Origin of the sequence: Actinacidiphila sp. bgisy160 (assembly GCF_965342435.1) — a bacterium.
In the GTDB taxonomy this organism is placed as follows: domain Bacteria; phylum Actinomycetota; class Actinomycetes; order Streptomycetales; family Streptomycetaceae; genus Actinacidiphila.
This window is the reverse complement of the sequence record NZ_CBDRCM010000091.1, coordinates 1-13,973: the sequence shown is the minus strand read 5'-3', so window position 1 is coordinate 13,973 and position 13,973 is coordinate 1. Positions and strand designations below refer to the sequence as shown.

General features: G+C 70.9%; 9 protein-coding genes. 5 read left to right on the top strand and 4 right to left on the bottom strand.

Translation table 11 applies throughout. The features are described 5' to 3' along the window. From ACRWNP_RS35930 to ACRWNP_RS35920, 3 genes are all read right to left on the bottom strand, one after another. On the bottom strand, window positions 1-906 hold a 906-nt coding region (locus ACRWNP_RS35930), incomplete at its 3' end, for a sugar ABC transporter permease (protein ID WP_431969037.1). Window positions 907-959: 53 nt separating this feature from the next. Beyond that, on the bottom strand, window positions 960-1,961 hold the full coding sequence (locus ACRWNP_RS35925) for a carbohydrate ABC transporter permease (RefSeq protein ID WP_431969035.1): 1,002 nt from the start codon (window positions 1,959-1,961) through the stop codon (window positions 960-962). A gap of 136 nt (window positions 1,962-2,097) precedes the next feature. Further along, window positions 2,098-3,372 carry an extracellular solute-binding protein gene (locus tag ACRWNP_RS35920; protein WP_431969033.1) on the bottom strand — a complete coding sequence of 425 codons (1,275 nt, stop codon included), beginning with the start codon at window positions 3,370-3,372 and terminating at the stop codon, window positions 2,098-2,100. A 325-nt stretch (window positions 3,373-3,697) separates the two neighbouring features. Here ACRWNP_RS35920 and ACRWNP_RS35915 point away from each other — a divergent pair, with 325 nt between their 5' ends. Genes ACRWNP_RS35915 through ACRWNP_RS35905 form a run of 3 tightly spaced genes read left to right on the top strand, consistent with a single transcriptional unit; the run spans window position 3,698 to window position 7,350 of the window. Further along, window positions 3,698-5,356 carry a glycoside hydrolase family 13 protein gene (locus ACRWNP_RS35915; RefSeq protein ID WP_431969031.1) on the top strand — a complete coding sequence of 553 codons (1,659 nt, stop codon included), beginning with the start codon at window positions 3,698-3,700 and terminating at the stop codon, window positions 5,354-5,356. 25 nt (window positions 5,357-5,381) lie between these two features. Then, window positions 5,382-6,470, top strand: coding sequence for a LacI family DNA-binding transcriptional regulator (locus ACRWNP_RS35910; RefSeq protein WP_431969029.1), 1,089 nt, complete (start codon window positions 5,382-5,384; stop codon window positions 6,468-6,470). Between the two features lie 37 nt (window positions 6,471-6,507). Further along, window positions 6,508-7,350, top strand: a complete 843-nt coding sequence (locus tag ACRWNP_RS35905) for a phosphatase PAP2 family protein (RefSeq protein ID WP_431969027.1) — start codon at window positions 6,508-6,510, stop codon at window positions 7,348-7,350. 17 nt (window positions 7,351-7,367) lie between these two features. Here the strand turns inward: ACRWNP_RS35905 and ACRWNP_RS35900 are convergent, their stop codons facing one another. Next, window positions 7,368-10,328, bottom strand: coding sequence for a bifunctional [glutamine synthetase] adenylyltransferase/[glutamine synthetase]-adenylyl-L-tyrosine phosphorylase (locus ACRWNP_RS35900; protein WP_431969025.1), 2,961 nt, complete (start codon window positions 10,326-10,328; stop codon window positions 7,368-7,370). Between the two features lie 229 nt (window positions 10,329-10,557). Between ACRWNP_RS35900 and ACRWNP_RS35895 the strand changes: the two genes are divergently transcribed. Together ACRWNP_RS35895 and ACRWNP_RS35890 are read left to right on the top strand one after the other, a co-directional pair. Beyond that, window positions 10,558-12,876 (top strand): N-acetylmuramoyl-L-alanine amidase, encoded by a 2,319-nt coding sequence (locus tag ACRWNP_RS35895; protein ID WP_431969023.1) that lies wholly within the window; start codon window positions 10,558-10,560, stop codon window positions 12,874-12,876. 189 nt (window positions 12,877-13,065) lie between these two features. Beyond that, window positions 13,066-13,965, top strand: a complete 900-nt coding sequence (locus ACRWNP_RS35890; protein ID WP_431969021.1) for an alkaline phosphatase family protein — start codon at window positions 13,066-13,068, stop codon at window positions 13,963-13,965. The last annotated feature ends 8 nt before the right edge of the window (window positions 13,966-13,973 follow it).

The following is a 13,973-nucleotide window of genomic DNA, read 5'->3' as shown; positions in this document are numbered from 1 at the left end:
GGTGAGGCCGGTGACCAGGTGACGCTGGACGATGTAGAAGAACCCGGACGCGGGGAGGGCGATGAGCACGGAGGTGGCCGCCATCAGGTCCCACTGGTTGTCGTGCTCGCTGATGAAGGTGGTCAGTCCGACGGCGAGGGTGTACTTGTCGTCGCCGAGCATGAGGACCGACGCGTAGGCGACCTCGCCCCAGGCGGTGAGGAAGGTGTAGAAGGCCGCCACCGCCAGGCCCGGCCGCGCCAGCGGGAGGATCAGCCGGTAGAAGGTGCCGAACGGGGTGAGGCCGTCGACCCGGCCGGCTTCGTCGATCTCCTGCGGGATGGTGTCGAAGTAGCCCTTGAGCAGCCAGGCGCAGTACGGCACCGCGGTGGTGCAGTAGACCAGGATGAGCGCCCAGTAGGTGTCCAGCAGGTCCAGGCCGGCCAGGATGTTGTACAGCGGCACGATCAGGATGGCGACCGGGAACATCTGGGTCACCAGGAAGGTCCACATCAGCTGCCGGTGGCCGGGGAAGCGCATCCGGGAGACCGCGTAGCCGGCGCTGGCGGCGATGAACACGCCGAGCACGCAGGTGCCCAGGGCGACGATCATGGAGTTCACGAACCACTGCAGGAAGTTCGTGTCGCCGAGCACCTTGGTGTAGTTCTCGAAGCTGAACTTGCCCGCGATCGCGGCCGGGTGGAGGAAGTCGGTCTTGTCCGGGCCGAAGGAGACCCAGGCGATCCACAGGACCGGGAAGGCCGCGATGAAGCTCGCGAAGAGCAGGACGGCGTGGATCAGCACCGAGGCGCGGCGGCTGCGCTCCCCGCGGCCCCGGGGCCGGCGTCCGGCGGAGGTGCGCGAGCCCGCGGCGGGGCCCGGGTGCTGGGTGGCTCCCGTGACGGGAAGGTCTGCGGTGGTGCTCATGGGGGGTGGCTGCCTCTCTCTCGTCGTGGCTGGTGTCCTGGCCGGGCCGGCCGTCAGGCGGTGGCGTTCTCGTTGCGGGCCAGCCAGCGCCGGTAGACGGAGGCGAAGACGATGAGCATGGACAGGATGATCACGCCGTACGCGGCCGAGCCGGCGTAGTCGCGCGGGTCCTGCCCGAAGCCGAGGCGGTAGGCCCAGGTGACCAGGATCTGGGCGTCCTGGCCCGCACTGGCGCCGAACAGCAGGAAGATGACGACGAACTGGTTGAAGGTCCAGATGACGCCGAGCAGGATCACCGTGCTGCTCACCGAACGCAGCCCGGGGAGGGTGACGAAGCGGAAGCGCTGCCACGGGGTGGCGCCGTCCATCTCGGCGGCTTCGTACAGCTCGCTCGGGATCGACTGCAGGCCGCCGAGCAGCGAGACCATCATGAAGGGCACGCCGACCCAGGTGTTGACGAGGATGGCGGAGGTCTTCTGCCAGAAGGAGTCGCTGAGCCAGGCGGGCGTGGGCAGGTGGGCCCAGTCCAGCACGGTGTTCAGGATGCCGCCGTCGTCGGCGAGGATCAGCCGCCAGGAGAAGACGGTGACGAAGGTGGGGACGGCCCAGGGCAGGATCAGGACCATCCGGTAGAAGGTGCGGCCGCGCAGCTTGCGGTTCAGCAGCATGGCGAGGCCGAGGCCGAGGCCGTAGTGCAGGGTGACGCAGATCACGGTCCAGAGGATGGTCCAGGTGAAGTGCGGCCAGAACTGGTGGTCCGCCCCGGAGAGGATCTCCGTGTAGTTCTTGAAGCCGACCCAGGAGAAGGAGTCCGGGATCTTGTTGACGCCGATCGTCCGCCCGACGTTCTGGCTGTTGGCGTCGGTCAGCGACAGGTAGATGCCGCGGACCAGGGGGTAGAGCACCAGCACGCCGATGACGGCGACGACCGGCGCCACCATGGCCCAGGCATACCAGTTGCGGTTGTACGACTGCCGGATGCGGCTGAGCGGACCGGGGCGCGGCGCGGCGCCACGCTTGGTCTTCCGGGTCCCGCCCTGGACGGCGACGGTCATCTTCGGCACCTTTTCGAGAGGTTCGCAGAGGTTGGTACAGCCGCGTCACGCGGCGGGGAACCATTGCGTGCGGACGCGGGCGGGCCGTCCGGCCCGCCTCCCGGCTTCGGGGAGGCGGACCGGACGGCTCAGGGCCTTACTGGAAGTCCTTGACGAGCTTCTTGTAGGCCTCGGCGGTCGCGTCCAGACCCTTCTGGGTGCTGACCTTGTTCTGGAGGATGTTGGTCAGGCCGGTGTTGAAGTCGGCGAACAGCGAGCTGTACTCCGCCAGCTCCGGACGCGGGCGGGCGACGTCGGCGAGGATCGACTGGAAGTCGGCGACACCGGGAGCGGCCTTGACCTCGGCGGTGTAGGCGGAGGTGCGGGTCGGCAGGGTGCCGTTCTTCAGCGTGATCTTGGCCTGGGCCTCACCCGAGGTCATGAAGCCGACGAACTTCTGGGCGGCCTCCTGGTGGGCCTTGTCCGAGCCGGCGTAGACGGCCAGGTTGTGGCCGCCGGTGGGGGCGCCGGCCTTGCCGGTGGAGCCGGCCGGGACGGAGGAGATGCCCAGGTTGGCCTTGTCGGAGAAGGCCGCACCCTCGTAGATGTTGGTCAGCTCCCAGGGGCCCTGGATGATCATGGCGACCTTGCCGGTCTTGAACGCGTCCTGCATGTGGGCGTAGGAGTCGGCGGTCACGTCCAGCTTGTGGACACCGGGGGAGGCGAGCACGGACTTGCTCACGTCGACGGCCTTGACGGCCTCGGGCGAGTTGATCGTGATCTTCTTCGCCGCGGCGTCGACCATGTCGGTGCCCTCACCGAAGAGGAAGGGCAGCTCGTAGTACGAGTCGGCGCGCATCCAGAAGCCGTCGACCTTGTCCTTCGCCTTGACCGCCTTGGCGACGGCCTTCAGCTCGTCCCAGGTGGCGGGGGCCTTGTCGAAGCCGGCCTTCTTCAGCAGCTCCTTGTTCCACATCAGCGCGAGGGTGTCGGTGACGATGGGGGCACCGTAGGTCTTGCCCTCGTACTGGGCCTGCTTGAGCAGGGACGGGTTGATGTCGTCCTGGTTGTCCAGCGCCGGGGTGCCGTCCAGCGGCGCGAGGAACTGGGACTTCGCCCAGGAGGCGGTCCAGCCGACCTCGGCGCGGATGACGTCCGGGGCGCCCTTGCTGCCGGCGGCCGTCTGGAACTTGTTCTGCGCCTGGTCGAACGGGACGTTGACGTACTTGACCTTGATCTTCGGGTTGGCCTTCTCGAAGTCCGCGATCAGGGCCTTGTAGGTCGGCGCCTCGTTCGTCGCGTTCGAGGTGTCCCACCAGGTGACGGTGACGGGACCGCCGGCCTTGTCACTGCCGCCGTCGTCGCCGCCGCAAGCCGTCGCCGCAAGCCCGAGCGCCGCAACCAGCGCGGTGGCCGCTATGCCACGCCGCATGTGATCTCCTCCAGGATGAAAGCCCGTGATGGTGCGGGGCGCGTAAACGCGTCCCTCCTGCCGACTGCGCCATTGCGGCCGCCGGGCTGTCGAGGAACGTAACAGGGATGAAAGCCCGACGAAAGGCCTTGCTGCAAAGACTTGCAAGATCTTCCGATCGTTACATCCGTGTGTCCTCGCAGTTGCACAGAGGAGACGTGACGTGGGAATCTCAGCAGCCTGGAAACCGTTGCACGATCTTCCGCAAATTCTTGAAAGGCATTGCCGATCGAGCGGTGGATCGGAATCATCGGCAGGGACCGGCGCCGACTCACGAGGGACCGACATGACCCAAGAGCTCGCCTCCGCCATCCACGACGCGACCGACGAGACCCCGGCCACCCCCGAGGAGCGCGCGCCCGGCTGGTGGCGCAGCGCCGTCATCTACCAGGTGTACGTCCGCTCCTTCGCCGACGGCGACGGTGACGGCGTGGGCGACCTGCCCGGCATCCGGGACCGGCTGCCGTACCTGGCGGAACTGGGCGCGGACGCGGTCTGGCTGACCCCCTTCTACGCCTCGCCCCAGGCGGACGGCGGCTACGACGTCGCCGACTACCGCAGCGTCGACCCCCTCTTCGGCTCCCTCGCGGACGCCGACGCGCTCATCCGCACCGCCCACGAGCTGGGCCTGCGCGTGATCGTCGACATCGTCCCGAACCACACCTCCGACCGGCACGCGTGGTTCCGGGCGGCGCTCGCGGACCGGCGCGGGGGGCCGGCCCGCGAGCGCTACCACTTCCGCCCCGGCAAGGGCGAGCACGGCGAACTGCCGCCCAACGACTGGGAGTCGGTCTTCGGCGGCCCCGCCTGGACCCGGGTCGCGGACGGCGACTGGTACCTCCACCTCTTCGCGCCCGAGCAGCCCGACCTCGACTGGGACCACCCGGAGGTCCGCGCGGAGTTCGACGCCGTCCTGCGCTTCTGGCTGGACCTGGGCGTCGACGGCTTCCGCATCGACGTCGCCCACGGCATGGTCAAGGCGGCCGGCCTGCCCGACATCGGTCACAAGGAGCAGGTCAAGATGATCGGCTCGCAGGTGCTCCCCTTCTTCGACCAGGACGGGGTGCACGAGATCCACCGCGCCTGGCGCCGGCTGCTCGACTCCTACTCCCCCGGCCCGCGGCACGAGGCGCTGCCGGCCGAGCGCATCGGCGTCGCCGAGGCCTGGGCGCCCAACGCCGGGCGCATGGCGCTGTACGTGCGCCCCGACGAGCTGCACCAGGCCTTCAACTTCCATTTCCTGCAGTGCCCGTGGGAGGCCGGGGCGATGCGCGCGGTGATCGAGGAGTCCCTCGCCGCCACCGTCTCCGTCGGCGCCCCCACCACCTGGGTGCTCTCCAACCACGACGTCGTCCGGCACGTCACCCGCTACGGCGGCGGCGCGACCGGGCTGCGCCGGGCCCGGGCCGCGGCGCTGCTGATGCTCGCGCTGCCCGGTTCCGTATACGTCTACCAGGGCGAGGAGCTGGGCCTGCCGGAGGTCACCGACCTGCCGGACGAGGTCCGCCAGGACCCCTCCTTCTTCCGCGACAACGGCCAGGACGGACTGCGCGACGGCTGCCGGGTGCCGATCCCGTGGACCACCGACGGCCCCAGCCACGGCTTCGGCCCGGCCGGCAGCTGGCTGCCGCAGCCCGCGGGCTGGGGCGGGCTGAGCGTCCAGGCGCAGGCCGGCGACCCCGACTCCACGCTGGAGCTGTACCGCTCGGCCCTGCGGCTGCGCCGTGAACTGCCCGGCCTCGGCGACGGTCCGATGCGCTGGCTGGACGCCCCCGAGGGGGTGCTGGCGTTCTCCCGGCCCGGCCTGGTGTGCACGGTCAACGTCAATCCGGCGCCGGTCGAACTCCCCGTGCCAGGGCGGCCGGTGCTCTCCTCGGAGCCCGTCGCGTTCGCCGGCGGATCCGTCCGTCTTCCGGCTGATTCGTGCATCTGGTGGGCGATCTGAGATGCGACCGGTACAGTCCAATCCTGTGACCGCAAGGCTTGCCGACATCGCAGCCCAGGCGGGGGTGAGCGAAGCGACCGTCAGCCGTGTCCTCAACGGCAAGCCAGGGGTCTCCGCCGCCACCCGTCAGTCCGTGCTGGCCGCCCTCGACCTGCTGGGGTACGAACGGCCGGTTCGGCTGCGGCAACGCAGCGCCGGGCTGGTCGGACTCATCACCCCGGAGCTGGAGAACCCGATCTTCCCGGCCTTCGCCCAGGTCATCGGGCAGGCCCTGACCCGGCAGGGGTACACCCCGGTGCTGGCCACCCAGACCCCGGGCGGCTCGACCGAGGACGAACTCGTCGAGATGCTCGTCGAGCGCGGCGTCGCCGGGATCATCTTCGTCTCCGGGCTGCACGCCGACTCCACCGCCGACGTGGGGCGCTACGACCGGCTGCACGGCCAGGGCGTGCCCTTCGTCCTGATCAACGGCTTCTCCGGCAAGATCAAGGCGCCGTTCGTCTCGCCCGACGACCGCGGTGCGATGCGGCTGGCCGTCACCCATCTGGCCGCACTCGGCCACGAGCGGATCGGACTGGCGGTCGGTCCCAAGCGGTTCGTCCCCGTGCAGCGCAAGATCGAGGGCTTCCTGCGCAGCATGGAGGAGGTGCTCGGCATACCCGCGGACGAGGCGGCCGACCGTATCCAGCACTCGCTGTTCACCCTCGAGGGTGGCCAAGCGGCCGCCTCCGGCCTGATCGACTCCGGCTGCACGGCCGTGGTGTGCGCCTCCGACATGATGGCGCTCGGGGCCGTGCGCGCCGCGCGGCAGCGGGGGCTGTCCGTCCCCGGGGACGTCTCCGTCGTGGGCTTCGACGACTCCCTGCTCATCGCCTTCACCGATCCGCCGCTCACCACCATCCGGCAGCCCGTCACGGCCATGGGCCAGGCCGCCGTGCGCGCGCTGCTGGAGGAGGTCGGCGGTACCCCGGCCCCGCACAGCGAGTTCGTCTTCCTGCCCGAACTGGTCGTCCGCGGTTCTACGGCATCAGGTCCCAAGGCGGGGGCAGCCGTACCCGCGCAGCAGTCGGCCGGGAGGCGTACGCGGGATGCACGCAATCCCACCGGGGGTTGATCGGACGGCACGGGACCGCATGGCAGACTATCGCCCCATGGGGGAATCGACCGCGAAGATCATGGCCCACCGCAGTGGCGGGGTATCACCGCGCTCCATCGATTCCCGTGACACCGATGGAGCGACGGCGGGCAACGGGCTGCTGGCACCACGCCGGCCCCGGCTGTGGTTCGAGATCCTGTTGATCGCCGTCAGCTACTGGATCTACTCACTGGTACGCAACGCCGTGCCGGAGCAGCAGGACGACGCCATGCGGAACGCGAGCCACGTCTGGTACCTGGAACGGTCCCTCGGGCTCGCCTTCGAGCACGCGCTCAATCAAGCCGTGAACTCCGTGACGTGGCTCATCGTCGGTATGAACTACTACTACGCGACGCTCCACTTCGTCGTCACCCTCACAGTGCTCGTCTGGCTCTTCCGCAGGCACCCCGGGCGCTACGCGCCCACCCGCCTGGTGCTCTTCGTGACGACCGGCATCGCGCTGCTCGGATACTACTTCTTCCCCCTGGCGCCGCCCCGGCTGATGGAGGGCGGCGGCTTCATCGACACCGTGAAGATCCACCACACCTGGGGGTCGATGGCGTCGGGCGACCTGGCGCACGTCTCCAACCAGTACGCGGCCATGCCGTCGATGCACATCGGCTGGTCGCTGTGGTGCGGCATCACCATTGCGATGCTCGCGCGGTGGGCCTGGGTGCGGGTGCTGGGCGTGCTCTACCCGGTCGTCACCCTGCTCGTCATCGTCTCCACCGCCAACCACTTCTGGCTCGACGCCGCCGGCGGCACGCTCTGCCTCGGTGTCGGCTTCGCCGCCTCCTGGGCGGTCTACGGTGGCCTCGCCTACCGGTTGCCGCGCCAGGTGCGGGTCGCCACGGCGTAACCGGACGGCGGCACGGGCTACGTGCCGTAGAAGAGGCGCTCCACCACCGCGCGGGCGCGGCGCGTGGTGCGGCGGTACTCCTCGACCATGTCGCCCACGTGGCCCGGCTCGTGGCCGAGATAGCGCCCCACCGCGGCCAGTTCCTTCCCGTCGCCGGGGAAGGTGTCGCCGGCGCGGGCCCGCACGAGCATGACGGCGTTGCGCATCCGGCTCGCCAGGATCCAGGCGGCGTCCAGGACCTCGGCGTCCTCGGCGGGCACCAGTCCCGCCGCCGCGGCCGCGGCCAGAGCCGACCGGGTGCGGGTGGTCCGCAGCCCGGGGAACCGCGCGCCGTACTGCAGCTGCAGCAGCTGCACGGTCCACTCGACGTCGCTGAGCCCGCCCCGCCCCAGCTTGGCGTGGGTCGTCGGGTCCGCGCCGCGCGGCAGCCGCTCGGCCTCCATGCGGGCCTTGAGCCGGCGGATCTCGCGGACCGCCTCCTCCGGGAGCCCGTCGGCCGGATAGCGCAGCGGGTCGACGAGGCCGATGAAGCGGTGGCCCAGGTCCTCGTCGCCGGCGACCGGTTCGGCGCGGAGCAGGGCGTGGCTCTCCCAAACCAGCGACCAGCGCCGGTAGTACGCGGCGTACGAGCCGAGCGTGCGCACCAGCGGTCCGCTCTTGCCCTCGGGGCGCAGGTCGGCGTCGATGAGCAGCGGCGGGTCGGTGGTGGGGATCTGCAGCAGCCGGCGCAGCTCGTTGGCGACCTTGAGCGCGGAGCGGGCGGCCCGGTGCCCGTCGACACCCTCGTGCGGCTCGTGGACGAACAGGACGTCCGCGTCGGAGCCGTAGCTCAGTTCGTGGCCGCCGAAGCGGCCCATGCCGATCACGGCGAACCGGGTCGGCAGGGGCTCCCCCTCGGCCGCCTCCACGGCGCCCACCGCGGCCTGCAGGGCCCCGGTGACGGCGGCGGCGTTGAGATCGGTGAGGGCGGCGCCGATGGCGTCGGGGTCGTCGCGGTGGACTCCGACGAGGTCCGCGGCCGCGGTGCGGAACAGCTCGCGGCGGCGTACCCCGCGGACCGCGGCGACGGCCTGCTCGGCGGAGTCCGCGCGGTGGACCGCCGCCAGCACCTCCTGGTCCAGAGCGGCGCGGGTGCGAGGTTGGAGCCCCTCGTCGTCGGCGAGCAGGGCGACCGCCTCGGGAGCCCGCATGAGCAGGTCGGGGGCGAGCCGCCCGGAGGACAGTACCCGCGCGAGGTTGACGGCGGCGGCGCCCTCGTCCCGCAGCAGCCGCAGGTACCAGGGGGTGCGGCCCAGCGCGTCACTGACCTTCCGGAAGTTCAGCAGACCGGCGTCGGGGTCGGCGGAGTCGGCGAACCAGCCGAGCAGCACGGGCAGCAGGGTCCGCTGGATGGCGGCCTTGCGGCTGACCCCCGAGGCCAGCGCCTCCAGATGGCGCAGGGCGGCGGCGGGGTCCGCGTAGCCGAGCGCCTCCAGGCGCTGCTTGGCCGCGTCCGTGGACAGGCCGACCTCGCCGGGGGCGAGCTGGGCGACCGCGTCGAGCAGCGGCCGGTAGAAGAGCTTCTCGTGCAGACGGCGCACCTCCCGCGCGTGCCGCCGCCACTCCCGCTGCAGCTCCGTCACCGGGTCCGCCCGGAAGCCCAGGGAGCGGCCGAGCCGCCGCAGGTCGGCCACGTTTTCCGGCACCAGGTGGGTGCGGCGCAGCTTGTGGAGCTGGATGCGGTGCTCCATCGTCCGCAGGAAACGGTAGGAGGTGTCGAGCGCCGCCGCGTCCGCCCGCCCCACGTAACCGCCGGCGGCCAGCTGGGACAGCGCCGTCAGGGTGGTGCCGCTGCGCAGCGTCGGGTCGGTGCGGCCGTGCACGAGCTGCAGCAGCTGGACCGCGAACTCCACGTCCCGCAGGCCGCCGGGGCCGAGCTTGAGCTCCCGGTCCAGGTGCGCGACGGGGATGTTCTCCACGACCCGGCGCCGCATCTCCTGCACGTCCTGGACGAAGTGCTCGCGTTCGGCGGCCTGCCACACCATGGGCGACAGCGCCTCGACGTACTCCTGGCCGAGCGCCGGGTCGCCGGCGACCGGGCGGGCCTTGAGCAGCGCCTGGAACTCCCAGGTCTTGGCCCAGCGCTTGTAGTAGGCCAGATGGCTGGAGAGGGTGCGCACCAGCGGGCCGCGCCGGCCCTCGGGGCGCAGATTGGCGTCGACCTGCCAGATGCTGCCCTCGACGGTGGTGTCGGAGCAGACCCGCATCATGCGCGAGGCCAGCCGGGTGGCGGCCTGCAGCGCCATGGCCTCCTCGGCGTCGGGGCGGGCCTCGGCCACGAAGATGACGTCGACGTCGGAGATGTAGTTGAGCTCGTGACCGCCGCACTTGCCCATGCCGATCACCGCCAGCCGGCACAGCGCGGCGTCGGCCGGCGCCTCCGCCTCGGCCATGGCCAGGGCGGCGCGCAGCGTCGCGGTGGCGAGGTCGGCGAGCTCCGCGGCGGTCTGCACCAGGTCGCTGGTGCCGCACACGTCGCGGGCGGCGATGCCCAGCATGCAGCGCCGGTAGGCCACGCGCAGCGACTCGGGATCGTCGGCCCCGGCCAGCCCCCGCTCGAACTCCGTGGTCCCCGGGTGCAGGTCGGCGTGCTCGTAGGTGACCAGGGCGTGCCAGTCGCGCGGATGCCGGGTCAGGTGGTCGGCCAGGGCGGCGGAGGCGCCGAGCACCCCGAGCAGCCGGTCGCGCAGCGGCTTGGCCGTGGTGAGCGTGTCGAGGAGGGTGCGCCGCTCCCCGGGGTCGAGGGCCTCGACGAGCCGTACGAGGGAGGCGAGCGCCTGGTCGGGGTCGGCGGTGGCGCCCAGCGCGTCGAGCAGGACCGGGTCGCTGCGGACCGGGGCGAGCTGCTCGCCGCCCAGCAGCGCCTCGGCGGCCACGGCGTCGCCGAAGCCGTGCCGCAGCAGCCGCCCGAACCTGGTGTCCCGTCGCCCTTCCAGCACGCCGCCTGCCTTTCCCGGTGCTCCCGGCCGGCCCGATCCGCCCTAGAGAGAGTATCCGCCCTGCCCTGGCTCCGTTACCTGGCGGTATGCCCGCTTCGGCACTGATCGTCCCGCGGTGTGAGGCCGCTCTGGTCCATCTGGTATAAAGCGCTTGCCGTTTCAGAGGTTTAAAACATCAATCACCGGTACCCACGGCTACCCAGGGGTGGGACGGGGCGGGGAAGAGAACATGCGACGAATACGTCTGCGCGGGCGTGCCTGGCTCGCGGTCGGGGCGGTCGTGCTCGGAGGGGCCGGTGTCATCACCGCCGCGTCCGTGGCGAGCGGCCCGGAGGGAACCGCCTCGTCGGCGGCCTCGAAGGGACCGGTGCCCAGTGCGGTCCAGTCACTCGACCTCAAGGGCGAGGGCGGGGAGCGCACCCTGTCGCGGCGCGAGACCGAGACCTTCGGCCTGCTCGGTGTGACGTGGGACGACCCGCGCACCAAGTTGGACGGAACGGTACAAGTGCGCACCCGTTCCGTGAAGACCGGCGCGTGGTCCGACTGGCACTCGGTCGACCCGCACTACGACGACGCTCCCGACCCGAAGACCGAGGGCGCCACCCGGGGCGGTTCGGCCCCCCTGTACGTGGGCCTGTCCAACGGCGTCGAACTCAAGGTCGTCTCCGAGGACGGCGCTTCCGGCACCCTCCCCAAGGGGCTCCAACTGGAGCTGGTGGGTGACGCCAAGAAGAGCCGCACCGACGTCGCCATGGCACCGGTCGCCTTCGCGGCGGACGCCGAGGACACCACGAGCCCACAGGCCGACCCCTCCGTGACCGACTCGCCGTCCGACACCGCGACGCCGGACCCGGCCGATTCCTCGCCGAGCGACACGGCGGCCCCGTCGACCTCGGCCCCGGCCCCCGGCTCCTCGGCGTCCACGAGTGCGCCCACGAGTGCGTCACCGAGCACGTCCCCGAGCACGTCCACCTCCCCGTCGCCGAGCTCGACCCGGCCGACCGCCCCGGCCTCCACCGTGGCGAAGCCGGCCATCGTGAGCCGGGCCGGCTGGGGTGCGGACGAGTCGAAGCGGGAGGCCGGCGATCCGTCCTACGCGGACAAGGTGAACGTGGTCTTCGTCCACCACACCGACACCGCCGCCAGCTACAGCTGCGCCGACTCGGCCTCGATCGTGCGGTGGATCTACGCGTACCACCTGTCGCAGAAGTGGCGCGACATCGGCTACAACGCCCTCGTCGACAAGTGCGGCACTCTCTTCGAGGGCCGCTACGGCGGCCTGGACCTGCCGGTCATCGGAGCGCAGACCTACGGCTTCAACACGCGCAGCTGGGGTATCGCCACGATCGGCACCTTCCAGGTCATCAACGGCGTCCCGGCCACGCCCATCTCCTCCAAGATGCTCGGCTCGATCGCGGCGCTGTCCGCGTGGAAGCTCGGCCAGTACGGGATCAACCCCAACCCCGGCAGCAAGACGCAGACCCTGGTCGAGGGCGCGAAGGACAGCCCGCCGTGGGTCTACGGCAAGTCGTACACGTTCAACCCGATCTCCGGGCACCGCGACGGCTTCGCCACCGCCTGCCCCGGCCAGAACCTCTACGACAAGCTGGCCACCATCCGCTCCTACGCGGCCGCGGTCGCCGCGCCGACGCTGAACGGGGTCAGCGGCGCCACGCTCTCCGGGTCCTCGTACTACACCAAGAGCACGGCGACGGTCTCGTGGAAGGAGTCCACCCCGTACACCGTCGTCAAGCGGTTCGAGGTCCTGGTCGACGGCGCCGTCGCGGCCACCGCCTCCCGGACCGCCACCTCCGCGGCCATCACGGTCCCGGCGGGCAAGCACACCGTGACCGTGCGCGCCGTCCACATCAACAACAAGACGGCGACGTCGGCGAGTTCGTACAGCGTGGTCGGCGACACGACGAAGCCCACGTTCACCACCGCGCCCGCGGTGAAGATCCGCAACGCCACGGTGTCCAGCACCGCCGTGCCGGTCTCCGTGACCTGGAAGGCCGCCGACAACGGCGCGCTCAAGAGCGTCGCGGCGACCGCCCCCAGCACGGCCACCTTCGGCCCGACCACCACCTCGTGGAGCACCTCGGGCAAGGTGAACACCGCGGTCACGTACAGCCTGAAGGCCACCGACGCCGCCGGTAACTACACCACCGCCTCGGTGAGCCGCACGGCGGCGATCCTGCAGGAGACCTCGGCGACGAAGTCCGGTACCTGGTCGACGAAGAGCTCCACCAGTTACCTCGGCGGGAAGTCGTACACCTCGTCCTCGAAGAACGCCAGCCTGACCTGGACGTTCACCGGCCGCTCGGTCGGCTGGGTGGTCTCCCGGGCCTCGACCTCCGGCCAGGCGTACGTCTACGTCGACGGGGTCAAGGCGGCAACGGTGGACCTCAAGTCCTCCACCACCGCCTACCGGCAGACGATCTGGTCCAAGACCTGGAGCACCAGCGCCAAGCACACGCTGAAGGTCGTCGTCGTCGGCACCTCCGGCCGCCCGGCGATCACCACGGACGGCATCACGTACGTCAAGTGACGTCCTGACAGCAAGGGCCCGGGGAGCGCGAGTTGCGTTCCCCGGGCCCTTTTGCCTGCGCTTGACCTCGAGATCCGGAACGTAGCCACCGTTCCCCGGACCTTCACCTCCGCGGCGCTTCGGGCGTCCACGGCCCCCTTCTAACCTGGCGCGGCGCCAATCCCCCGTCCCCCTTCCCGGAGGTCCGCCGTGTCCGGCTGGTCCCTGCCCCGCCCCCGTCGCGCCGTTACCGCCCTCACTTCCGTCCTCGGCGTCGCCGCCGCCTCCCTCGGCTTGTGGGCCGGGCTCGGCGGCGCCGAGACCGCCCACGCGGCCGGCAGCGTCCCGAACCCCGACCACGTGGTCGTGGTGATGTTCGAGAACCACGCCTACAACCAGGTCATCGGAAGCTCCAGCGCCCCCTACATCAACAACACCCTGAAGGCGGGCGGCGCCAGCCTGACGCAGTCGTACGGCGTCACGCACCCGAGCCAGCCCAACTACCTGCAGATCTTCTCGGGAAGCAACCAGGGCGTCACCGACGACGGCTGCTACACCCCCGGCTTCAGCTCCAAGCCCAACCTCGCCTCCGAGCTGATCGCCGCCGGCAAGAGCTGGGCCAGCTACAACGAGACGCTGCCCAGCCAGGGTTCGACCACCTGCAGCAGCGGCGACTACGCCCGCAAGCACAACCCGTGGTTCGCCTTCAGCAACGTCCCGACCTCGACGGCGAAGACCTTCGCGCAGTTCCCGACCGACTTCACCACCCTGCCCAAGGTCTCCTTCGTGGTGCCGAACCTGTGCAGCGACATGCACGACTGCTCGGTGTCCACCGGTGACACCTGGCTGAAGAACAAGCTGGGCGCCTACGCGACCTGGGCGAAGACCCACAACAGCCTGCTCGTCGTCACCTTCGACGAGGACAACCGGCTGAGCGGCAACAAGATCCCGACCGTGCTGTACGGCCAGCCGGTCAAGGCCGGTTCGTCGTCCGCGACGACCTACAACCACTACGACATGCTCCGCACGCTGGAGGACCTGGCGGGTCTGAGCACGCACGCGGGCAACGCCGCCTCCGCCTCCGACATCACCGGCATCTGGGCGAGCTGAGGCCGGCG